Here is a 21,327-nt window from a genome sequence, read left to right on the forward strand (position 1 = left end):
CTAGAAGCCCGCATGAATTTCGTGCGCGGCGGATGGCTCGGATTGGCTCTGGGATTGGGGTGGATACCGGCGGCGCAGGCATGGACCGGCAATGGCGCGGCCCCCGGCACGGATGGCTATTCGGTGGACACCACCCAGCGCAACGACGTGGTGTCGTTCTGGCAGTCGGTCTACAAGGCGTCGGAGGGATATGAAAGCCGCATTGGTTGGACCGGTAGCTACACCACCGGCGCTCCCGGGACGGTGGCGGCGGCTTTTTCCGATGATGTCGAGAGGCGGGTGAACTTCGTGCGCGCCCTCTGCAAGGTGCCGGCTTCCGCCCAGCTCAATACTTCCTCCACCATCGCCTACACCGCCGGTGATGCCGCTGCCCCGTCCTTGAGCACGCTCAAGTCGACCGCCGCGCAGGCTTCCGCCATGCTCATCGCGCGGAATGGATCGAGCGCGATGAATCATTCGCCGGCTTCGAACCTGACCGGTTGGTCCGCGGTGGCATGGAATGGCAACCATTACGGAAACCTCGCCAATGGCTTCTTCGGCCCGGGTGCGATCGATGCCTACATGCGCGAGGATGCCGCTGGTGTGTCGACCTGGAACACGGCCGTCGGCCACCGCCGCTGGCTGCTCCGCGTGCAGTCCACGAATTTCGCCACCGGTGACACCCCGGGCCTGAAGACCGAGCAGTCCGGCGGTCCGAAGGCCCCCACCAATACCCTCTACGTCGCCCAGATTTCGGGGGAGTCCGACACCGGGGCCGCTGCCCGCTACGTGCCCTATCCGGCCGCTGGCTATTTCCCGGCACCACTGAACAGCCCTTACTGGTCGCTTTCGTATCCCGGCGCGACCTTCACGGCGCAGACCACCGTGCAGATGTATGACGCGAACGACGTGGAAATCGCGCCGGCCGCGGGCTGGGGTGTGTTCTCGATCACATCCGGCTACGGGGACAATTCCATCGTCTGGCAGGTGCCGGCGGCGGCCGCCGTGAAGGCGGTCAATTCCGACACCACCTTCAAGGTGAAGGTCTCCAACTTCGACATCCCCAGCGGGCATGTGGGCTCCTACACCTACTCGGTGACGCTCATGAATCCGGAGAAGCTCACGGATTCGCTGATCGTTTCGGGCTCGGCCACGCCACCGGCCACGGGATCCACCAACTACTTCTTCGCCCGTCCCGATTTTTCGGACGCAGTGGAGGTCGGCTGCTTCAAGGTCCAGCCGGCCACCTGGACGGAGGGGGCGGAGGACTCGCCCGCGCCGAAGGTGATCGACCGCACCACCAATGGTGCCGCCGCCCCGCTGATCGCGACGACCTATCACAATACTGGCGCGAAGTCCTTCCGCCTCACGATTCCCACGTCCTACGACCCGGTCGTGGGTGGGGCTCCGGACCAGAGCTTCGAGATCGACCGCGACATCGTTCTGGCTTCCGGCGCGAAGCTGAACTTCGCCTACAAGCGCGGGCAGATGACCGCGAACATGTTCATGAACGTCGAGACGTCCCTGGACGGGGGCGTGACCTGGAGCGTGCTCAACACGCTTCAATACAATGGCACCAACAACCTCGACGCGGCCTTCACCAGCGCTTCGCTCGACCTCCCGACCTCGGGCATCCTGCGGGTGCGGTTCCGGTTGTACTACACCCCCGCCACCGGCGGCACCATTTACACGGTGGGCAACACGCCGGGAACGACCACTGGCATCTACCTCGATGACATCAGCGTCACCAACTGCAAGTGGCCGGACAAGAGGGGAACCCTGTCCACGGTCTCGCCCGCCACGCAGGTGGCCTTCAGTTCCGCCACCGTGGGGGAAACCCTGGTGCCTGGCGACACCTGGTGGCTGCGCGCCCGCGCGATGATGGGCGGGCGGTGGATGGCTTACGGTGCCTACACCGCTGTGGTGCCGCAGCCGCCGCTGCCCTTGACCGGTCCCGCCGCGCCGCCGGTGGCCGGTGCCACCTACCTGTTCACTCCGGAAAATACGCCCACCAGCTACCAGCTCGAGGTGGCGCGGATCGGTGCCGGCACTTGGACGGAAGGGGCGGAAGACAGCCCGACCCCGCAGGTGATCGATGGCACGGGCATCTACGAGCTGCGCAGCTCGCGGAACAAGAAAACCGGCAGCAAGGCGTTCCGTCTCGGCGTGGATTCCGTCTCCGACACCCTGGACACCTTCACGATCGACCGGAACATCATCCCCACCGCGACGAGCAATCTGACGTTCCAGAGCCGCCGCGGGCCGATGCTCAAGACAAACTTCATCCACGCGGAGATCTCCGCGGATGGCGGCACTACCTGGACGTCGGTCTGGAATCTGCCCGGTCTGGCGGCCTCCACTGGGGTGAACACCGCGGACACGGCCTTCACGGCGCGGACCGTTTCTCTCGCGTCCTACGCCGGGCAGACGATCCGCATTCGCTTCGCCTTCCGGAATGACGTGGGCTCCGCGATCCTTTCGACCAGCAACCTCACCACCGGTACCTCCCGCGCCGACACCTCCGGCGTGTGGATCGATGACGTGGCGGTCAGCAATTCCACGGTGCTGTCCCCGATCACGGTGACCAGCCTGCCGGGAACGGCCGCTTCGGCCCGCTTGGACGCGACCTCGGCCGGGGAAACCCTCGTGGCCGGAGCCAGTTATCGCCTGCGGATCCGCGAGATGAACGGCGCGGTGCCGGGTGTGTGGGGCCAGGCCCTCACCGTGGTGCCGACCAATACCCCGGCCCTGACCGGATTCAACGCGTGGTTGAACTACGACTACCCCACCTTGATCGGCGTTCCGCTTACCACCGATACGGATGGCGACGGCATCCCGAATATCCTTGAGTATGCCCTTTCCCTCAATCCGTTGGTGAGGAACGTGTCGACCGACTCCATGGTCTACGATTCCGGGGATTCCTCGTTCACGATTTCCCGCCCCTTGCCGGTGGATCGCGCTGACATCACCTATGGAGCCGAGTTCTCGTTCGATATGGTGAACTGGACCACCTCGGGGGTGACGGTCACCAAAACCGGCGGCCAGTTGAAGGCCTCGGTCGTCACCGGATCGGCCCAGAGGCGCTTCCTGCGCTGGAAAATCACCAAATCCTGAGGGGTTTATTCCGGCTTGTTACCCGGGCGGGTGCCCCCGATGCTCCCGCCCGATGTTCGAACGCTTCCGTCCCTACTTCGCGCTGCTCGGCCGGGTCAAAGGCCGCTTTGTCGCGTCCATGATCGCCGGGGTGATCTTCGCGGCCGCCAGCGGTTTCGGCATGCCGTTCCTGCTCAGCACCGTGTTCCCGGTGATTTTCGGGCAGTCGCAGACGGTGCTGGATGCCCGGGACGCGTTGGCGAAGACCAATGGCGAGGAGGAGGCCACCCGGATCATCGAGAAGGCGTTTCCGGGGAAGCTGAAGACCGCCGAAAAACAGCAGGAAATCGCGGCCGATTTCGAAAAATACGCCGGCAAGGAGAACGCGGGCATCTGGCTGCTCATCGCCGCCTGTGCCATCATGCCCATCGCCTTCCTGATCCGCGGGGCCGCGGGCTTCCTCAATGTCTACTGGACCACCCAGTGCGGCCTCGAGGTACTGAAGGACATCCAGCAGAAGGTGTTCGACAAGCTCCAGCGCCTGCCGCTCGGGTTCTTCAGCGGCAAGAAGACCGGTGACCTGATCAGCCGCGTGATGGGGGACACCCAGATGATGAACATGGTCATCACCACGGTGGCGAACGACATCGTGAAACAACCGCTCACGCTGGTCAGCGCCCTCGGCTTCCTCGCCTACAGCAGTTGGAAGAGCAAGGAGTCGTTCTTCCTGCTGCTGTGCCTCATCAGCATCCCGATCTGTGTGCTGCCGATCCGTCTCGTGGGCAAGAAGCTGATGCGTCGCGCGGCATTGATGCAGCATACCCAGGGGGACAACACCGCCGTGCTCAGCGAGACGCTCGGTGCCGCCCGTGAGATCCGCGCGTTCAACCTGGAGGATCTGATGGCCGGGCGCTTCCTCTCCGGCCTCGCCCGCTGGACGAAGCTCCATCTGAAGGTCATCAAGTACCGCTTCCTCGCCCCGCCCGCCATCGAGTTCGTGTCCGCCATCGTGGTGTCCATCGCGCTCTTTTATGGCGCGCGCCAGCACCTCACCTTGGAGGCCTTCATCCCGCTCGTGGCGGCGCTCTACATGTGCTATGACCCGATGAAGAAGCTCGGCGAGGTTCACAACCGCCTCAAGCAGGGCGGCGTGTCGCTCGACCGTCTCGAAGAGATTCTCAATGCCCCGGAAAGCACGCCGGACCCGGTGGCTCCCGCCAAAATTTCGAATGTGAAGGGCGCGATCACGTTCCACGATGTGTCGTTCTCCTACGGCGATTCCCCGGCGTTGAAGGACATCAATGTCGAGATTCCCGCCGGACAGATCGTGGCGCTCGTCGGTCCGTCCGGCGCGGGCAAGACCACCTTCGCCAGCCTGGTGCCGCGCTTCTACGATCCGCTCGCGGGATCCATCCAACTCGATGGCACCGACCTGCGCGAGGTGCGGAAGAAGGACCTGCGCGACCACATCACGCTGGTGCCGCAGGAGGCCGTTTTGTTCTCCGATTCGATCGAGGCGAACATCCGGCTCGGCCGGGAAGGCGCGAGCAAGGAGCAGGTGCTCGAAGCCGCCCGCCAGGCGAACGCCCATGATTTCATCGTCAAGCAGCCGCAGGGCTACGATACCCCGGTGGGCGAGCGTGGCGCGCAGCTCTCCGGCGGCCAGAAGCAGCGCATCTCGATCGCGCGTGCCTTCCTGCGTAATGCTCCGGTGCTGATCCTCGATGAGGCGACCAGTGCGCTCGATTCCGAGAGCGAGGCGCGCATCCAGCAGGAGCTGGCGGACCTCGCCCGCGGCCGCACCACGCTCATCATCGCGCACCGTTTCAGCACCATCCGCATCGCCGACCGCATCCTCGTTTTCGACGGCGGCCGGATCGTGGGCGATGGCACCTTCGCCGAGCTGGAGAAGTCGCACGACCTCTTCCGCCTGCTGCTCGAACAGCAGCGGCATTGACTGGGAGTAGGGACATTCTTGTCCCGTTTGGAAAAGCCACCCAGCTTCGCTGGCAAATTCTGAAGAGACGGGACAGGAATGTCCCTACTCCTTGGCTAAAAACCGCCACTCCCCCGGCTTCAAATCCTCCGGAAGCCGGAACTCCCCGACGCTCACCCGATGCAACGCCGTGACGCGGTTGCCGATGCGGTGGAACATGCGCTTCACCTGATGGTAGCGGCCCTCGTGGAGGGTGAGCCGCGCCTGCCGCTCGCCGAGAATCTCCAGCTCCGCGGGCAGGGTGGTGAGGTCCTCGGTGTGGAAATAGAATCCGGCGGCGAAGGCGGCCACTGCTTCCCGTGGAATCGGGTCGCGGGTCTCCACCAGATAGACCTTGTCCACCTTGTGGGCCGGGTCCATCAGCCGCTTTGACCAATTGCCGTCGTTGGTGAGCAGCACCAGCCCGGAGGTGTTCCGGTCGAGGCGTCCGGCGATGTGCAGCGTGTGCTTGTCCGGGTCATCGATGAGATCGATCACGGTGGTGTGCTCGGCATCGACGGTGGCGCTGACCACGCCGACCGGCTTGTGCAACAGGATGCGGAGCCGGCGTTCCGGCGCGCGGACGATTTCATCCTCCAGCGTCACGCCGCTGAAGCGGTCGACCTCCTGGTCGTGGCGCGTGACCACCTCGCCATCCACCCGCACGCTGCCGCGCAGGATGCGGCGGCGGGCTTCATTGCGGCCCATCGACTGGTGTTTGGCGAGGAGGCGGTCGAGCTTCACGAGGTGGGCGCCATCGTATACAGCGCCATCGTCATGCACCAAGCATGACCGGCGGGCATGCGCTTCAGCTCGTGCCCGGCTCCCCACGAGTCCGAGTAAATGACCTCCTCGGTCTTGGTGTTGTAGCCGATGATCAGCCGCATGTGGCCGCCGTGGGTCTGGGGCAGACCGGCTTCCTGGAACATGCCGAGCTGGAGCGACCAACTCACCGGGATGCCCTTGTCGATGGATTCCTGGATACGGGCGATGAAGCGCTTGTAGCCGGATTGCTTCACCTTCGCGGCGAGGTAGATCTCCGGCTTCACGGCCTGCTGGAGGGCGGCGACGTCGATGACGTTCGGGTTCGGCTCGAATTTCTCGCCTCCGGCGCGCTTGGCCGCGGAGTTGTAATCGCGGACGTCCTCCTCGTACTGCTTGGCGTCGTAGTCGAAACGCTTGGTGGTGCTGATGTGGAGGCGGCCGGTGATGCGTTTCAGCGCCTCTTCCATCTCCGCCATGCTGGTGCCGTTCTCGCCGGTCTTCGCGACCTGGGCCATCTCGTGTTGATCGACTTCTAGGCCGTAGTAGCGGGCGACCCGTTCGGCGGTGGCGACGGCGCAGTAGCCTTTCTGGCCCTGGTCGACCATCGGCACGTTGTCGATGTAAACGTCGCCATTGTCCTTCTTCACGAGGTGCTCGGTGAGGCTTGCGCGCTTCGCCACCTGGGCCTTCGTCCCGGCGGTGTCGAGCGAGGCGAGGCGGAGCCGCAGGAACTCGGCCTGCGGAGCGCCGTCGCCACGGCTGATCGAGGATTCGAGCAGCCACGCGGCCTTGTCCTTCTTCCACATCCAGCCCTTGAGGTTCACGGCGCTGCGCTGCGAGTAAACCTCGCCGGGATTGCCGAGGCCGATGGTCAGGCGCTTTTTCCAATCCTCGAAACGCGCTTCCAGATCCTTTACGGAAATCTCGCCGTCGTCGCCACGGTTGTAGAGCGACACGCTCACGGAGCTGGTCTTGGTCTCATCGCCGCGGATCACGATCTCGCCGGTCTTTTCACCGAACAACGACCAGCGGCTGGCATTGGCGCGCAGTCCGTCCTTCTTGTCGCTGAGCCAGGCGAAGCCGCCGGTGGCGGGCATCAGGTCCTTGACCGGTTTGGTGAAAAGCGCGGCATCCGTCAGCGTGGCGTCGATCGGCGCGGGAGCGGGATCGGCGTGGACGGGCAGGGTCAGGAGGGCAAGTGCCAGCGCGAAGGGGGCGTGGGATTTCATGCGGAAAACGGACGTTACAAAAACAGAGTGTCTTCCTGAGAGCGCCGCCGGACAGCCGGGTCACCTATTTTTCCGCCGTAACCCGTTGCGAAGCAATTCCGTGACGCAGTCGATTTCCTCCGCGGTCAGGCCGAGCGGCGGGCTGAAAGCGAGCACGTGGCCGACGGGGCCCTCGGGCAGCAGGAGGATGCCTTCCTGCAGGAGTTCCTGCACCAGGGCGATGGCGAGGTCTCCGGCGGGGCGGCCGTCCGGGTGATGGAGTTCGATCGCCTGGAGCAGCCCGCGGCCCCGGATCGCGGTGACGAAGGGCTCGCCGGAAAGGGTGGAAAGCGCGGCGTGCAGGGCCTCGCCCTCGGCCAGCGCGCGGGCGGGGGTGGACGGTTTCGCATGCTCGTCGAGCGCGGCGACGGCCATCGCGCAGCCCATCGGATTGCCGAGGAAGGTGCTGGTGTGGAGGGCTTCGCCGTGGGTCTCCGGCCAGCGGTCCATCACCGCGGCCTTGCCCACGCAGGCGGAGATCGGGAAGCCGCCGCTGAGCGCCTTGCCGAGACAGACGAGATCGGGCACCACGCCGTCCCACTCGCAGGCGAAGGGCTTGCCGGTGCGGTTCAGACCGGTGAAAATCTCATCGATCACCAGCAGCGCGCCGTGGTGGTCGCACCACTCGCGCAGTTCCCGCAGGAATGCCGGTGGCGGGATCACGATGCCGCCGCGGCCTTGGATCGGCTCGACCAATACCGCGCCGATGTCCGTACCGTCGACCTCCGCGAGCGCGGCTCGGAAGGTTTCGAGGGCGGTGTCATCGGCGGGGAAGGGGAGCAGGGTGGTGACGCGGGCGAGCTGGCCCTCGAACGGTTCGCGGAACCATGGGATGCCCGCGCCCAGCAGCGCGCCATAACCGAGGCCGTGGTAGGCACCCTGGAAGGCGACGATGCCCTTCCGGCCGGTGGCGAGCGCGGCGGTTTTCAGCGCGGCCTCCACCGCCTCGAAGCCGGAGTTGCCGAGCAGGGCCTTGCCTTTTTCACCGGTCCAGCGTTCGAAGGTCAGGGCGCTGAGGCGTTCGCACAGTTCCACCTTCAGGCGCGCCGGGTGGACATCGCCCATGGCGTGGAGCAGGTGGTGGGACTGGGCGCGCGCGGCGGCAGCGGTGAAGCCGTGGCCCAGTGTGGCCACACCGAAGGCGCTGGTGAGTTCCAGGAAGCGGTTGCCATCGGAGTCCCACACGTTCACCCCCTCCGCGCGTTCCCAAAACACCGGCCATTCCGGCGAGCGGAAGGTGGTGTTCCGGCACTCCACCGCGCCGAGGCGGGCGGCGAGTTCTTGGGAGCGCGGGCCGGGGACCGGGGTGACTAGGGCGGGCAGCATGGGGGAGAGGAGTTGAGCCTTCAGGCGAGGAAGGTCTTCCGCGAGGCGGAGGCTGGGGAGATTTCAGCCGCAAAGCAGCGCAAAAATCGCAAAAGGAAGAGCTGGAGGTCTGTCAGTCTTCACTTCTTGAAAACTGAACACTGCAAACCAGCAAACTTTTAGGCCTCCGCCCCCGGGAAGACCTTCCTCGCCTAAAGGCTCAACTCCTTCCGAGGACCTTCCAGATCGCGAAGCCCACCGAGGCCAGGGTGGCGGCGAGCGCGAGGCCGCCCACCACGCGGTCGGTGAGCGTGCTTTGCGGCCGGTGCGGGGAGGAGGATTTCGGGAACACGATGATCCCGTAGATCATGCCCGCGAGCAGGCCACCGGCGTGAGCGGCATTGTCGATGAAACGGTAGCCGATAAGGCCGATCAACGCGGTGAGTGCCACGCCCGCGAGCAAGCGCCGTCGCGACGAGCGCGGGACCAACCGTGAGTGCAGGGTTTCGAACACCAGCAGGAATCCGAGCCAGCCCATCAGCCCGCCGGAGGCTCCGACCGACATGGTTTCGACAAACCGGGCCGAGGCTTCGCCGCCGACCCACGCGGAGAACAGGAACACCACCACCAGATGCGGCCAGCGGGCGAGGACCTCCAAGCGCCTGCCGAGATAGAGCAGTGCCCCCATGTTCATGAACCAGTGAAGTTCATTGCCGTGAAGAAAGGGGGCGGTGAAAAGACGCCAGGTCTCGCCGTGGAGGTAGGCGGATTTCACCAGACCGGCGGTGACGATGGAGCTGTGGCCGGCGGGTGAGAAGATCTGCGCCAGGCCGGTCAGCGTCATCAGGACGAGGAACAACCGGGTGAACGGAGCGCGTTGGAGATCGAGCCAGGTTTCAAACCGCAGTGGTGCCACCGCGGCGGTCATGCTCTCGGGGGTCCAGGAGTGGAGTTCGCGGCCGCGTTTCCATGCTTGGTACCACGGGATCAGCGCGAACATCACGAACAGCAGCAGCGCGATGCCGAGCGGGGTGGAGGTGAGCAGCGGCTGGTCCTTCCACCAAGCCATGGCCACCATGGCGGCAACCCCGGCTCCGAAAATCTTGAGCTGGCCGTGGGAGTGCTCCAGATCGGCGGCGGTCCAGCGCCGGCGGGCGTGGAAGAGCGCGTGGAACAGCTCGGGGATTTCCTCCGGCACCACCATCCGCGGGCTCGCGGGGGTCCAGACGAGGTCGATGGCGGAGGAACGGTCCTCCCGGATCGAACCCGCGAGCTCCTCCAGGGAGGAAACGGGGTGCTGACCGCCCTTGCGATCGGTCCACCCCCATCCGTCGGGAGCTGCGGGGAATGCCTCCGCGCGTGCCCACACCGGGGCATCGTCGGAGATCTCAGGCGTGGCGGTCACGCCGGAAAAGCGTCACTGACCGGCGGGTTTTTCTCCGCCATTGGCCGGAGCCGGAGCGTCGGCGGGAGCGGCCGGTTGGGCCGGGGCCGCAGGCTCGGCCGGAGCTTCCGTCTTGGGAGCCTCGGTCTTCGGTGCTTCTTCGGTTTTCGGAGCGGCGTCAGCCGGGGCCGGAGCGGGAGCCGGGGTTTCCACCGGGGCGGCGGGAACGACCGGAGCAGCCGGGGTCGGCTCGGCAGGGGCGATTTCAGCAGGGGCTTCCTTCGCATTCTTGTCGACCAGCGACATGGCGTTGTTGCGGTGGCCGAAGAGGATGGCGAGCGTGAGGGCCAGCACGAAGAAAGCGGAGGCGAGGTAAACCGTGCCGCGCTGGAGGACGTTGGTGGTGCGGGCACCGAAGACCTGGTCGGTCACGTTGGCACCGAACGCGGCTCCAAGACCTTCCTGCTTCGGACGCTGCATCAGGATCAGCAGGACCATCATCACGCAGACGAAGAAGAAGATCACCAGCAACAGGTTGATGCTGAGGTTAAGCCAAGGAATGTCAGCGAGAATCATGGGCGCGGGACTATGGGAGGCGGTCCCCACCTTGTAAAGCGGGGAGTTGTGGCGAAAAATCGGGGGTATCCGGGGCGGTCAGCGGCCCTGGCGGATGATTTCGTTGGTTTCGGAGAGGACCAGCTTTTGCGCGACCACCTGGGTCTCGGACAGGCAGAAGGCCATGATGGCGACCCGCTCCCCGACTTTGATGCGGTGGGCGGCGCCGCCGTTGATGATGATGTGGCCCAGTCCCGGAGGGCCCGGCTGGACGTAGGTCTGGAGGCGGTTGCCGGTGGTGATGGAGGCCACGAGGACCTTTTCGCCCTCCCACAGTCCGGCGGCCTCCATGAGGTCCGTCGGGATCTCGATGCTGCCTTCATAGTCCACGTCGCCGTGGGTGATCATGGCGCGGTGGATCTTCGATTTGAGGAACTGACGGAGCATGGCGCGCGGGAAGGAAACTCCCCCGGGGCGCGCCGTCAAGCGGCAAGCTGTGTTTCCACAGCCCCGTTCGGCCGCCGGAAGCGTTTGAAGGCGCATCGTTTACGACGATCCGGAGCCCCCGGGCGGGCGGTGGGTTTCCGGAAACCACAAGGCTTCGCTTTCCCATTCGGCCCGCTTCGTGCTTGAGTGGCCGCGCCCATGACCGGAACGGCCACCACGACCCCCACCCGCGAACAACTGCGACTCGAAGGTTTCGACCTGATCGATGAGACGCTTTCCCTTCTGATCGGCTGCCTCGGCGAGGCCCTCGAATCGACGGGCGAAACCGCGCTGCTGCCTTATTTGCCGTGGTCCGGCACCATCCCGAACGACGCCAATCCGCCCGCCGGGATTCCCCAGCTTTACTCGATCGGCTTCCAGCTCCTGAACATGGTGGAGGAGCGCGTGGCCGCCGCCATCCGCCGTGAGCGTGAGAACGTCCTCGGCGCGGAATCGATCCGCGGGCTGTGGCCGCAGGCGCTCCGCGATCTCCGCGAGCTGGGCCTGAAGCCCGAGCAAATCCTCGAAGTGCTGCGGGACGTGAATGTCGAGCCGGTGCTCACCGCCCACCCGACCGAGGCGAAGCGCTCCAGCATCCGCGAGCGCCACCGTGCGCTCTACGACGATCTCGTCCGCAACGAGTATCCGAAATACACGGACCGCGAGCGCGGCCGCCTGCGCCAGCACATGGTGACCACGCTGGAAACCCTGTGGCGCACCGCGGAAATCCATCTCGTCCGCCCGGACATCATCAGCGAGCTGCGGAATTCCATCCACTACCTCCGCGACCTGTTCCCGGACGCGGTGAACCGCCTCGACCTGAACTTCACCGATGCCTGGCGCGATGCCGGCCTGCCGCTGGAGGCGTTGCGTTCCGCCGGCAACATCCCGCGCCTGTCCTTCGGCACGTGGATCGGTGGCGACCGCGACGGCCACCCGCTCGTCACCCCGCAGGTCACCGAGACCGCCTTGGTCCAGCTCCGCCAGGCCGCCTTCGAGCTGCTCCACCGCGAGTTCGCGGCGCTGTCGTCGCAGCTCACGCTGTCCCGCCACCTCACGCCCGCGCCGGATGATCTCCAGGCCCGCATCGATGAGCTCTCGTTCGTGCTCGGTTTCGGCGCGGAGGACGCGGTGAAGGAAATCTTCGATCGCCATAGCGAGGAGCCGTGGCGCCAGCTCGCGGCCTTGGTCGCGCTGCGTCTCCGCCTCCAGTCGAAGGGCGATCTCGGTTACGTGTCCCCGGATCAATTGTCCGCCGATCTCGACCTGTTGGCGCGCACGCTGCAGGACGCCGGTTGCCACCTCCTGGAGGAGCAGTACATCCGTCCGCTGCGCCACAAGATCGAGATGTTCGGCTTCCACTTGGCCACCCTCGACATCCGCCAGAATTCCGAGTTCCACGACAAGGCGATCGCCCAGCTCCTCACTGCCGCCCACGTGCCGGACGGCGAGAACTATCCGACCTGGCCGGAGGACAAGCGCCTGGAGTTCCTCAATGCCGAACTCACCTCGACCCGCCCGTTCCTGCACGAGGGCATCGTCGCCGGTCCGGAGGCCGCGGCCGTGCTCGATTGCTACCGCGTGCTGGTCCGCCACCGCCGCGCGTGGGGGGATGCCGGACTGGGCGCGCTCATCATCTCGATGACCCGCCAGCTTTCGGACCTGCTCGGCGTCTATCTGCTGGCCCGCGAGGCCGGGCTGATGGAGGTCATCGATGGCGGCCTCGCCTGCCCGCTGGAGGTCGTGCCGCTGTTCGAAACGATGGATGACCTCGATCGCTCGCCGGACATCCTGGCGGCCTTCCTGGAGCATCCGTTCACGCGCCGCAGCCGCTCGTATCTGGTGGGCACCAATGAGTGCTTCACCACCCAGCAGGTGATGCTGGGCTACTCGGATTCCAACAAGGACTGCGGCATCCTCGCCGCGCAGTGGGCCCTCCACAAGGCGGAGGAAGCCCTCACCGCCACCGGCAAGGAGCATGGTGTCCCGCTGTGCTTCTTCCACGGCCGCGGCGGCACCATTTCCCGCGGCGCGGGTCCGACGCACTGGTTCATGGCCTCGCTGCCGCACGGCGCGATGTCCGGCCATTTCCGCATGACCGAGCAGGGCGAGACCATCGCCCAGAAGTACGCGAACCTCGCCAACGCCACCTACAACCTCGAGCTGCTGCTCGCGGGTGCGGCGGTTACGACCGCGCGCCACCGCTTCGGCGTGAAACAGCAGGATCCGTGCGAGCGCTTCATGCCGCGCCTCGCGCAGGCCAGCCAGCAGGCCTACCAGGCCCTCCTCCACGCCGAGGACTTCATCACCTTCTACCGCCAGGCCACGCCGCTTGACGCGCTGGAGCACGCCCGCATCGGATCGCGTCCCGCCCGCCGCACCGGCAAGCAGGGTCACTCGATCTCCGACCTGCGCGCGATCCCGTGGGTGTTCTCGTGGACCCAGGCCCGCTATTACCTGCCGGGCTGGTTCGGCGTCGGCTCCGGTTTGGAGGCACTCAAGAAGGAAGACCCCGCTGGCTTCCAGGAACTGAAGGCCGCGCTGCCGGATTCCACCTTCCTGACCTACGTGCTGACGAACGTGGAGACGAACCTCGCCTCCGCGAACCTCCAGCTCATGCACGAGTATGCGGCGCTGGTGACGAACGAGAAGCTGCGCGAGCGCTTCCTGGCGATCATCGATGCCGAGTTCGAGCGCACCCGCGTGCTGCTCGCCGAATTGTTCGATGGCGAGATGGCGGACCGCCGCCCGCGTATGGCGAAGACCCTCGATATCCGCGAGGCCCCGCTGCGCGTGCTGCACCACCGCCAGATCGTCCTGCTGCGGAAGTGGCGCGAGCTGCTGGCCGCAGGAAAGCACCACGACGCCGACGCGCTGTTGCCGGACCTGCTGCTCTCCATCAACGCCATCGCCTCGGGCCTGCGTACCACCGGTTGATCCGGGGGAGTTGAGCCTTTGGGTGAGGAAGGTCTTCCCGGGAGGCGGAGGCCTGAAAGTTTGCTGGTTTGCAGTGTTCAGTTTTCAGGAAGAGAAGATGGGTTTCTCCGCAGCGAAATCCGATCTCTTCCCTTTTGCGCCCTTCGTGCGTCTTTTTGCGGCTAAAATCTCCGGAGCCTCCGCCTCCCTCTGAAGAGCTTCCTCGGCTGAAAGCCTCAACTCCTTCAGAGGGCATGCCGTGGAGTATGGCTCAGCCCAACGAAGCGGCATTGGGCGGCGCGGCGGGTTTCTGCCTATCGTGCGGCCATCATGAAAACCGCCACCCGCGAGCAACTCATCGACCAACTCAACTGGCGCTACGCCACCAAGCAGTTCGACGCCGATCGCCAGATCGATCCCGCCGATTGGAGCACGCTGGAGGAGGCGCTCCAGCTTTCCCCATCCAGCCTCGGCCTCCAGCTTTGGAAGTTCGTCGTCGTCGAGGACCCGGAGGTCCGCGAACAGCTCAAGGCCGCGTCGTGGGGCCAGTCCCAGATCACGGACGCCTCGAAGCTGGTCGTCCTCGCGGTGAAGAAGAACATCACCGAGAAGGACATCGATGCCCATCTCCAGCGCATCTCGGAGGTCCGAGGCGTGCCGGTGGAAGCGCTCGCGCCGCTGCGTGAGATGTCCGTGGGCAGCGTGATCCTCGGCAAGGACGATGCCGCCCGCGATGTCTGGGCGAGCCGACAGGTTTACATCGCGCTGGGCAACTTGCTCACCAGCGCCGCCCTGCTCGGTATCGACGCCTGCCCGATGGAGGGATTCTCGCCAGCGGATTACGATCGCATCCTCGGCCTTGAGGAAAAGGGTCTCGGCTCGGTCGTGGTCGCCGCCATCGGCTATCGCTCGTCCCAGGACAAATACGCCGGCCTGCCGAAGGTCCGCTTCCCGAAGGAAGAGGTGCTGCTGCACGTGTGAGTTTCAGCAGGTCGTCCAACAGCGTGGAGGGACGCGACCGAATCTCTTCCTTTTGCGCTCTTCGTGCGCCTCTTTGCGGCAAAAAATCCCGGGAGCCTCCGCCTCCCTCTAAAGACCCTCCTCGCCTAAAGGCTCAACTCCTCAGATCTCCGCGATCAGGTCGTCCAACAGCGTGGAGGCCCCGATGCGGAAATTCGCGGCGGTGACTTCCGGGAAGAATTCCGCCGCGAGATCGTGGTAAGCGCGGGCGTCGCCGGTGTTCCGGATGCCGCCCGCGGGCTTCACGCCGATCAGCTTGCCAGTGGCGGTGGTCCAGGCGGTTGCTTCCTCCAGCAGAATACGGGTGTGGCCGAGGGTGGCGCCGTGCTTGCCCTTGCCGGTCGAGGTCTTGAGGAAATCGGTGCCGCTTTCGAGCGCGATCCGGCAGGCGGTGCGGATCGCGGCCTCGTCCGGGAGGTCGCAGGTTTCGAGGATGACCTTGAGATGGGCGGGGCCGCAGGCGGCCTTCATCGCGGCGATCTCCTCACGCAACTCGTCATGGCGGCCGGAGAGAAACAGCCCGCGGTGGATCGCGATGTCGATCTCGGTGGCTCCCGCCTCCACGGCGGCGGCGACTTCGGCGACCTTGACCGCGAGCGGCGATTGGGAAAACGGGAAGGCACCGGCTACGCACGCGACCTCCACACCGCTGCCCTTCACGGCGCGGGCGGCCGTGGCGGCGAAGTTCGGCCACACGCACACCGCGGCGCAGCGGATTTCCGGGTGGCCGGGCACGGGAGCAAGCGCCCGCGCGGCGAGCGCTTCGACATCGGCCTCCGTGTCGGTGGGGCCGAGCGTGGTGAGATCGAGCAGCCCGATGAGGCGCGCGGGATCAGCCATCGGTCTTGTCATCGGTGACCAGCAGCGGCGCGCTGGCGGTGGAGCTGGAATTGCCGAGACCCGGGAGCACGCGGCGGACGAGCTTCTTCAAGCCGGAGTCCGCTGCGGCGAGATCGGTTTCGGCCTGGCGGATCGCCTTTTCCCACGCGGGAGCGAACCCCGGAGCCTGCTCGCGCATCAGGCGCACGGCGGTCTCGTTGATCTGGAGCTGGCGCAGCTCGGCCTGGCCGGGCTTCTGCTGGAGGGCGGCGAGGTTGATGCGCAGCGTCTCGTTCTGCTTCTTCAGCTCGTCGAGCTCGCTTTGCAGGGTCTGGTTGCCGCTGGCGTTGATCTTGAGCTGGGTATTGAGGTGGCTGGTCAGGTCGCGGTGTTCGTCGGCGATGCGCTTGTTCTCGCGGACGAGCGTGCGCTTCGCGTGGAAGCCGGATTTCCAGATGAATCCGGCGATCAGCAGGCCCAGCAGCAGGCCCCAGGTGAAGTGTTCGCTCAGGATGGCTTTGAGTGTTTCCATGGCAGTCAGCGGACTGGTTTGACGGGAGGTTTCGAAGCCGGGGTGGCGGGCGCGGCAGGTGCGGCGGTCGGGGCTTCAGGTGGCGTGTTCTGGGAAGTTTGTCCGGACAGGGCGGCGAGCACGTCGGCGGTCAGGTCCGGGGCGTTCTTTGAGTAGAGAACGACAGGGAGCCCGGTATTTGTGTTTCCGGAGCTGTCGATCAGCCAATCGTAGCCCTGTTTCTCGGCCACCGCACGGGCTTGTTTGGTGATCCGGTCGAAGGAAACGCGCATGGTTTTCACCATCTCGCGGTTGATCTCCAGGTTGCGCTCGCTGCTGAAAGTTTCAAATTCCTGCTGGAGGCTCTTCATCGCGGAAACCTTGCTCTCGTAGTCCTTCAGGAGCTTCTGGCGCGTCGGGTCGGAAGCGTCGCCCTCCTTCTGGATGCTGGCCTGGAGGGCCTTGAGTTCCTCCACCAGCTTGCGGATCTCGTCGGCGCGGCGGTCTTTCAGGACATCCGCGCGCTGGGCGTCGAAGCCGGCGATCTCCGCCTTGGTGGAGGGCAGGTCCTTGTAGAGATCGGTGATGCGGACCAGGGCGATGCGGGGCGGGGCCGCGGCGGCCCCGAGCGTGCCCAGGGCAATGAAGGTGGCGATCAATCGTCTCATGGATCTGGCCCGAGGATGCACCTGGAAATGATCCCTGTCGAGCCCCCGCGGGACGGTTCCGGGCGGAGCGGCGGAAAACCTGTTAGGACGCTTGGAACAGCCGCGCACGCGAATCACCACGGGGCTCCAAAGTCACTTCTAATTTTGCAACCATTTTATAAGTAGTGGCTTGTGCAAATTCGCTTGCTTTTCCGGTTAGGTTGGCCGCTCATCGGCGCGTGTCCGCCCCCCAGCGGGTCGGACACTTTAAAGAACCAAACCGCCGAATGAGTCAGGCTGAATCTGGGACGACGTCGCGCTGGCCTGTGGCTGCCGCGTTGGGTGCATTGGGAGTGGTTTTCGGGGACATCGGCACGAGTCCCCTGTATGCCTTCAAGGAGTGCTTCCTCAGTGGGCACGGTGCGGAGGTCACACAAACCAATCTGGTCGGAGCGGCCTCGCTGATCGTCTGGTCGCTGCTGTTCATCGTGGGCTTCAAGTATCTCCGGATGATCCTGCGCCTCGACAACCGCGGCGAAGGCGGCGTGCTCGCTCTCGCGGCGCTGATTCGAAACGCGGTGCCCGGCGAGAAGAACCAGAAGTGGTTCTTCATGCTCGGTTTGTTCGGTGCGGCACTGATCTACGCGGACGGGATGCTCACCCCGGCCATCTCGGTGCTCAGCGCCGTGGAAGGTCTGAAGACGGTGAAACCGCTGGTGGAAGCGTTCCCGCAGATCACGAAAAGCGAGCACCTCATTCCGCTGATCGCCATCGTCATCCTCGTGGGCCTGTTCGCCATCCAGCGCCACGGGACGGAGAAGGTCGGCAAGCTGTTCGGCCCGATCGTGCTGGCCTGGTTCGGGGTGCTGGCGATCACCGGCATCGTGTCGCTGGCCCAGACCCCGAGGGTGCTGTGGGCCCTGTCCCCGACCACGGCGGTGAATTTCCTGATCCACGAGTGGAAACACGGCCTGCCGCTGCTGGCCGCGGTCTTCCTTGCCGTCACCGGGGGTGAAGCTCTCTACGCCGATCTCGGCCACTTCGGCCGCCGCCCGATCCGCATGGCCTGGTGGGGAGTTGTTTGCCCCGCCTTGGTGTTGAACTACCTCGGCCAGGCGGCCCTGCTCGAACGCCAGCCGGAGATCATGGCCGGCGAGAACGCCTCGCCGTTTTTCCACCTGATCGATCCCGATCGCTTTCCCGGCCTGAACATCCTGTTGGTGGTCCTCGCCGTGTTCGCGACCATCATTGCCAGCCAGGCCCTCATTTCCGGAGCCTTCTCGCTCACCGCCCAGGCGATCCAGCTCAACTGCCTGCCGCGCCTGCGCATCTTCCACACCTCGGTTACCGAAAAGGGCCAGATCTACCTGCCGATGGTGAATTGGCTGCTGGCCATCGCCTGCGTGCTGCTGGTGGCGATCTTCCAATCCTCCGAGGCCCTCGCCGCGGCCTACGGCATCGCCATCGCGCTGACGATGACGGCCACTTCGGTGCTGTTCTGGGCCGCCGCGCGCAAGATCTGGCAATGGTCGGTGGCGAAGGCCGCGATCCTCTCCTGCATCTTCCTGGGCGTGGACGTCGCCTTCCTGGCCGCGAACTCGCTGAAGATCCACGACGGCGGCTGGTTGCCGCTGGTGGTGGCCTCCGCCGTGATGTTCCTGATGACCACTTGGACCTGGGGCCGCAACCGCAGTGCCATCCAGTTCGCCCGCCAGCGCATCCCGCTCGGCGACCTGCTCGATCAGGTGGCCCGCGGCACGATTCCCCGCGTCCGTGGCACCGCCATCTTCATGACCGGCCAGGCCGATGCCGTGCCGGTGCCGCTGCTGCACAACCTCAAGCACAACGGCGTGATCCACGAGCGCCTCATCCTGCTCCACGTGCTCACGCTGGACGTGGCGGTGGCGGCGAAGGAGGAGCGCTTCGAGTTCAAGGACCTGGGTCAGGGCTTCCACAATGTCATCATGCGCTTCGGGTTCGCCGAGGAGCCGGATGTCCCGCAGGCGCTGAAGGAGGGCATGCCGCCCGAGATCGGCTACCATCCGGGCCGGACCAGCTTCTTCCTCGGCCGTGAAACCATCGTCACCGGCAAGGCCTGCACCTCGAAGCACCGCGTCCGTCTCGCCATCTTCGCCTCGATGCTGCGCAACGCGACCCCGGCCTCCGCCTACTTCAAGCTGCCGCCGAACCGCGTGGTGGAGCTCGGTGCCCAGGTGACGCTTTAAAGCCATAAGGCCCATAGGACGTATAGGCCCTATGGGGGCCGCCGCTCTAACGCACCGCCTTTTCGATTGCGCTGCCGGGGGCGGCGGCGCAACGTGCCGCACTGTGAAAGCGATCCCGCTCCTCGTGCTCCCGGTCCTCGCCGTGCTGGTGGTTTCCTGTGCCGACAAAAAGGAAACCTCCTCCTCCGGCACCCCGCGGCCGAAGACCATGTCCGCGCGCATGAATGAGAAGACCGGCTTCGCGCAGGATTCGGAGGGCAATTGGAAGCCGCTGGTGAACCGCCGCAGCTCCTTCGAAACGAAGGGCGACTCGCCTTATTTCAAGGGCGAGTACTCCGGCACCAACAAGCAGTACAAGACCGGCGACTATCAGAAGAAGTCCTGGTGGGGGAACAAGGAATACTCCCTCAAGGAATACTCCGGCAACACCGATGGCAGCCGGTTCCAGAAGGCCTCCCATTTTGGTGACAAAGCGGCGCGCGATGCTGACAAGATCGCGCGCGATGCCGGGAAATCCGCCCGTGAGGGCGGCAGCCATTTCGCCACCAAGGACGCCCGCGAGGCTTCCGGCAAGATCCTCGATCATCCCTCCGATGCCGAGACCGACGAGCGCCGCCGGGTCTATGCCTCCCCGTCCGTGATCGACTGGCAGGAGGAGCGGAAGCTCAACATCCAGGAGACGAAGGGGATTCTTGGGAAACAGTGAGTTCCCGGGCCGTCGCCACCAAGGTGTCGATCAGGTGCTTCTTGAGCTTTTCCCAGCGCCACGGCCGGTTCTCGAGGAAGAACGATTGGGACACCCGTAGCACGATCGCCGCATAGGCCGCGGAGCCGAAAAACAGGCGCAGCGAGGCGGCGCCGGCGGGCATCACGGGCACGCTCCGGGTTTCCACCCGCAGCGGTTCATCGGCCTTCCGGATGGCGCTCGACCACGCCGTGGCCCAGGCGGTCCCGGAGGCATCGTCCTCATGGGCCTCCAGGGCCACCACGGCGTCTTCGTCCGGGGTGGTGTGGATCATCACATGCACGACTTGCGGATCCCGGCGGATGGCTTCGGTGATCTGCGCCACCAGCATGTCATGGTGCTTCGTTTCATGGCGCTCCACCAGCTTGGTGTGCTGGGCGTCGGTGAGCTGGCTGGAAAAGCGGCTCCACCGGGCATCGCCCGCGGCGTCCAGGTCGATCAGCAGCCGGGTGACGTCACCGTACACCAGCGGCGTGCGGAATTTCATCGCGAAGCCCTGCGCCAGATTCAGCGCGCCGGGTTCCCAGCCTTCGGTGGAGGCGACGATCTCCTCGCTGCCACGGAAGAGGTCGCGCCAAGCTTCCGGAATGGCGCAGGTGGCGTTTTCGCAACTGAAAAGCAGGGGAACCATGATTGCTCGCGACGTTCCATGGCAGATTCCCGCCGCCATGCAATCCCGCTTCAGCCTTCGGCCTCAAGTCGCCGTGCCAGGTCGTCCTTGCCGCTGGCACGGGCCAGGCGGATGCGCAGGGCTTTCGTCTCCGGCAGATGCAGCTCGGCATCGTCCATGGCGGCCACGGCATCGGCCGCGGCCTGGAAATCACCGATCGCCAGCGCGCCCTCCGCCTGCACCAGCAGCGAGGGTTCCTCGCCGGGAAGAGGCTCGGTTTTGTAGATCGCCCACTTCGCCTGGTCCGGCAGATCCTTGGCCTCCGGCTCCTGGATCTGGTCGAGATACACGAACTCGTCGCCCTCCTTCTTCATCCGCCAGTGGTTGAGTGCCAGCACGATGAGGAAACCGATGCAGAAGAAGGAGATCTCCAGGAAGACCGGAGTCGAGAGCACACCGGTGATCATGCCGAAGAATTCACCCGCGAGGCCGGGCAGAAAACTGGCCGCGCGGATCGCCAGGCTGACTACCAGCACGCAGGCCAGGATGCCCGCCGCTATCATCACCTGCTTGAACCGTTCGTCCCGTGGCATGTCGATCACGGCGGAACGGTAGTCCTGATCCCGTCCCAGCCAATCCCAGAGTGGGGGAAATTATTTTAAATAAATTGATATTTTTTAAAAATTTCCTATTTTGCGACCGTTCATGGTTGCCCGGGCGTTCCATCCGATCGTTCTCGCCGGAGCGCTGGTGGCCTTGCCCGCCTTCGCGGCGCTCGGTCGTTCCCGGGAAACGAGATCCACGGCCGCCACGGTGCCGGTGGCGGAGATTCGGGTCAGCTCGCCCGCGCCGGTTCCCGGGCCGGATGGGGCGGTGATGGTGCCGATCGAGGTGGTGGATGCCGGTGCGCTGCCGGTGCGGAAGCTGGTGGAGATTCAGGCGGTGCCGGAGCCCTCCGTGCTGCTGTTGCTCGCGCCCTCGTTGTTGCTGGTCTTGCGTCGCCGCCGATGAGGCTTGCCCATTG

18 protein-coding genes are annotated in these 21,327 nt (G+C 65.4%); 7 read left to right on the top strand and 11 right to left on the bottom strand.

Going from position 1 to position 21,327, the window contains the following annotated elements; translation table 11 throughout:
- Positions 1–12 precede the first annotated feature (12 nt).
- Together llg_RS08400 and llg_RS08405 are read left to right on the top strand one after the other, a co-directional pair.
- Positions 13–3,093, top strand: coding sequence for a hypothetical protein (locus tag llg_RS08400; protein WP_338289309.1), 3,081 nt, complete (start codon positions 13–15; stop codon positions 3,091–3,093).
- A gap of 52 nt (positions 3,094–3,145) precedes the next feature.
- Entirely contained in the window at positions 3,146–5,029 is a 1,884-nt protein-coding gene (locus llg_RS08405; protein ID WP_338289310.1) for an ABC transporter ATP-binding protein, read from the top strand.
- An 84-nt stretch (positions 5,030–5,113) separates the two neighbouring features.
- Here llg_RS08405 and llg_RS08410 read toward each other — a convergent pair whose 3' ends face one another.
- The 6 genes from llg_RS08410 to llg_RS08435 form a co-directional block, all read right to left on the bottom strand.
- Positions 5,114–5,791, bottom strand: coding sequence for a pseudouridine synthase (locus llg_RS08410; protein WP_338289311.1), 678 nt, complete (start codon positions 5,789–5,791; stop codon positions 5,114–5,116).
- On the bottom strand, positions 5,788–7,041 hold the full coding sequence (locus llg_RS08415; RefSeq protein WP_338289312.1) for a C39 family peptidase: 1,254 nt from the start codon (positions 7,039–7,041) through the stop codon (positions 5,788–5,790). The genes llg_RS08410 and llg_RS08415 overlap by 4 nt, the downstream gene beginning before the upstream one ends.
- A 60-nt stretch (positions 7,042–7,101) precedes the next feature.
- Complete coding sequence (locus llg_RS08420) at positions 7,102–8,406, bottom strand: aspartate aminotransferase family protein (protein WP_338289313.1); 1,305 nt, start codon at positions 8,404–8,406, stop codon at positions 7,102–7,104.
- A 199-nt stretch (positions 8,407–8,605) separates the two neighbouring features.
- Positions 8,606–9,790, bottom strand: a complete 1,185-nt coding sequence (locus llg_RS08425) for a rhomboid family intramembrane serine protease (RefSeq protein WP_338289314.1) — start codon at positions 9,788–9,790, stop codon at positions 8,606–8,608.
- A gap of 12 nt (positions 9,791–9,802) precedes the next feature.
- A complete protein-coding gene (gene secG, locus llg_RS08430; protein ID WP_338289315.1) occupies positions 9,803–10,345 on the bottom strand; it encodes a preprotein translocase subunit SecG in 543 nt (180 codons plus the stop codon).
- A gap of 78 nt (positions 10,346–10,423) precedes the next feature.
- Positions 10,424–10,771, bottom strand: coding sequence for an aspartate 1-decarboxylase (locus llg_RS08435; protein WP_338289316.1), 348 nt, complete (start codon positions 10,769–10,771; stop codon positions 10,424–10,426).
- A gap of 198 nt (positions 10,772–10,969) precedes the next feature.
- Between llg_RS08435 and llg_RS08440 the strand changes: the two genes are divergently transcribed.
- Together llg_RS08440 and llg_RS08445 are read left to right on the top strand one after the other, a co-directional pair.
- Positions 10,970–13,747, top strand: coding sequence for a phosphoenolpyruvate carboxylase (locus llg_RS08440; RefSeq protein WP_338289317.1), 2,778 nt, complete (start codon positions 10,970–10,972; stop codon positions 13,745–13,747).
- Positions 13,748–14,056: 309 nt separating this feature from the next.
- A complete protein-coding gene (locus llg_RS08445) occupies positions 14,057–14,707 on the top strand; it encodes an NAD(P)H-dependent oxidoreductase (RefSeq protein WP_338289318.1) in 651 nt (216 codons plus the stop codon).
- Positions 14,708–14,848: 141 nt separating this feature from the next.
- Here the strand turns inward: llg_RS08445 and deoC are convergent, their stop codons facing one another.
- The 3 genes from deoC to llg_RS08460 are packed head-to-tail and all read right to left on the bottom strand — an operon-like array spanning position 14,849 to position 16,744.
- Positions 14,849–15,586 carry a deoxyribose-phosphate aldolase gene (gene deoC / locus llg_RS08450; protein ID WP_338289319.1) on the bottom strand — a complete coding sequence of 246 codons (738 nt, stop codon included), beginning with the start codon at positions 15,584–15,586 and terminating at the stop codon, positions 14,849–14,851.
- Positions 15,579–16,097, bottom strand: coding sequence for a hypothetical protein (locus tag llg_RS08455; protein WP_338289320.1), 519 nt, complete (start codon positions 16,095–16,097; stop codon positions 15,579–15,581). The genes deoC and llg_RS08455 overlap by 8 nt, the downstream gene beginning before the upstream one ends.
- 5 nt (positions 16,098–16,102) lie before the next feature.
- Positions 16,103–16,744, bottom strand: a complete 642-nt coding sequence (locus llg_RS08460; protein WP_338289321.1) for an OmpH family outer membrane protein — start codon at positions 16,742–16,744, stop codon at positions 16,103–16,105.
- A gap of 266 nt (positions 16,745–17,010) precedes the next feature.
- Here llg_RS08460 and llg_RS08465 point away from each other — a divergent pair, with 266 nt between their 5' ends.
- Both llg_RS08465 and llg_RS08470 read left to right on the top strand, forming a co-directional pair.
- The gene (locus llg_RS08465; protein ID WP_338289322.1) at positions 17,011–18,948 is read left to right on the top strand and encodes a KUP/HAK/KT family potassium transporter; all 1,938 of its coding nucleotides are present in this window, start codon (positions 17,011–17,013) and stop codon (positions 18,946–18,948) included.
- Positions 18,949–19,051: 103 nt separating this feature from the next.
- Positions 19,052–19,654, top strand: a complete 603-nt coding sequence (locus llg_RS08470; protein ID WP_338289323.1) for a hypothetical protein — start codon at positions 19,052–19,054, stop codon at positions 19,652–19,654.
- Here the strand turns inward: llg_RS08470 and llg_RS08475 are convergent.
- Together llg_RS08475 and llg_RS08480 are read right to left on the bottom strand one after the other, a co-directional pair.
- Positions 19,614–20,324, bottom strand: a complete 711-nt coding sequence (locus tag llg_RS08475; RefSeq protein ID WP_338289324.1) for a hypothetical protein — start codon at positions 20,322–20,324, stop codon at positions 19,614–19,616. The genes llg_RS08470 and llg_RS08475 overlap by 41 nt on opposite strands.
- A gap of 50 nt (positions 20,325–20,374) precedes the next feature.
- Positions 20,375–20,896 (bottom strand): hypothetical protein, encoded by a 522-nt coding sequence (locus llg_RS08480; RefSeq protein ID WP_338289325.1) that lies wholly within the window; start codon positions 20,894–20,896, stop codon positions 20,375–20,377.
- Positions 20,897–21,008: 112 nt separating this feature from the next.
- On the opposite strand from llg_RS08480, the gene llg_RS08485 reads away from it, so the two are divergent.
- The gene (locus llg_RS08485) at positions 21,009–21,314 is read left to right on the top strand and encodes a hypothetical protein (RefSeq protein WP_338289326.1); all 306 of its coding nucleotides are present in this window, start codon (positions 21,009–21,011) and stop codon (positions 21,312–21,314) included.
- Positions 21,315–21,327: the final 13 nt, after the last annotated feature.

The organism is Luteolibacter sp. LG18 (assembly GCF_036322585.1).
GTDB lineage: Bacteria > Verrucomicrobiota > Verrucomicrobiia > Verrucomicrobiales > Akkermansiaceae > Luteolibacter.

Bases quoted from the DNA above. Each gene is read 5' to 3' on its own strand.
- llg_RS08435 (WP_338289316.1), bottom strand. From the start codon at position 10,771: ATGCTCCGTCAGTTCCTCAAATCGAAGATCCACCGCGCCATGATCACC.
- llg_RS08475 (WP_338289324.1), bottom strand. From the start codon at position 20,324: ATGGTTCCCCTGCTTTTCAGTTGCGAAAACGCCACCTGCGCCATTCCG.
- llg_RS08415 (WP_338289312.1), bottom strand. From the start codon at position 7,041: ATGAAATCCCACGCCCCCTTCGCGCTGGCACTTGCCCTCCTGACCCTG.
- llg_RS08455 (WP_338289320.1), bottom strand. From the start codon at position 16,097: ATGGAAACACTCAAAGCCATCCTGAGCGAACACTTCACCTGGGGCCTG.
- llg_RS08400 (WP_338289309.1), top strand. From the start codon at position 13: ATGAATTTCGTGCGCGGCGGATGGCTCGGATTGGCTCTGGGATTGGGG.
- llg_RS08480 (WP_338289325.1), bottom strand. From the start codon at position 20,896: ATGCCACGGGACGAACGGTTCAAGCAGGTGATGATAGCGGCGGGCATC.
- llg_RS08440 (WP_338289317.1), top strand. From the start codon at position 10,970: ATGACCGGAACGGCCACCACGACCCCCACCCGCGAACAACTGCGACTC.
- llg_RS08405 (WP_338289310.1), top strand. From the start codon at position 3,146: ATGTTCGAACGCTTCCGTCCCTACTTCGCGCTGCTCGGCCGGGTCAAA.
- llg_RS08485 (WP_338289326.1), top strand. From the start codon at position 21,009: ATGGTTGCCCGGGCGTTCCATCCGATCGTTCTCGCCGGAGCGCTGGTG.
- llg_RS08420 (WP_338289313.1), bottom strand. From the start codon at position 8,406: ATGCTGCCCGCCCTAGTCACCCCGGTCCCCGGCCCGCGCTCCCAAGAA.
- deoC (WP_338289319.1), bottom strand. From the start codon at position 15,586: ATGGCTGATCCCGCGCGCCTCATCGGGCTGCTCGATCTCACCACGCTC.
- secG (WP_338289315.1), bottom strand. From the start codon at position 10,345: ATGATTCTCGCTGACATTCCTTGGCTTAACCTCAGCATCAACCTGTTG.
- llg_RS08445 (WP_338289318.1), top strand. From the start codon at position 14,057: ATGAAAACCGCCACCCGCGAGCAACTCATCGACCAACTCAACTGGCGC.
- llg_RS08465 (WP_338289322.1), top strand. From the start codon at position 17,011: ATGAGTCAGGCTGAATCTGGGACGACGTCGCGCTGGCCTGTGGCTGCC.
- llg_RS08460 (WP_338289321.1), bottom strand. From the start codon at position 16,744: ATGAGACGATTGATCGCCACCTTCATTGCCCTGGGCACGCTCGGGGCC.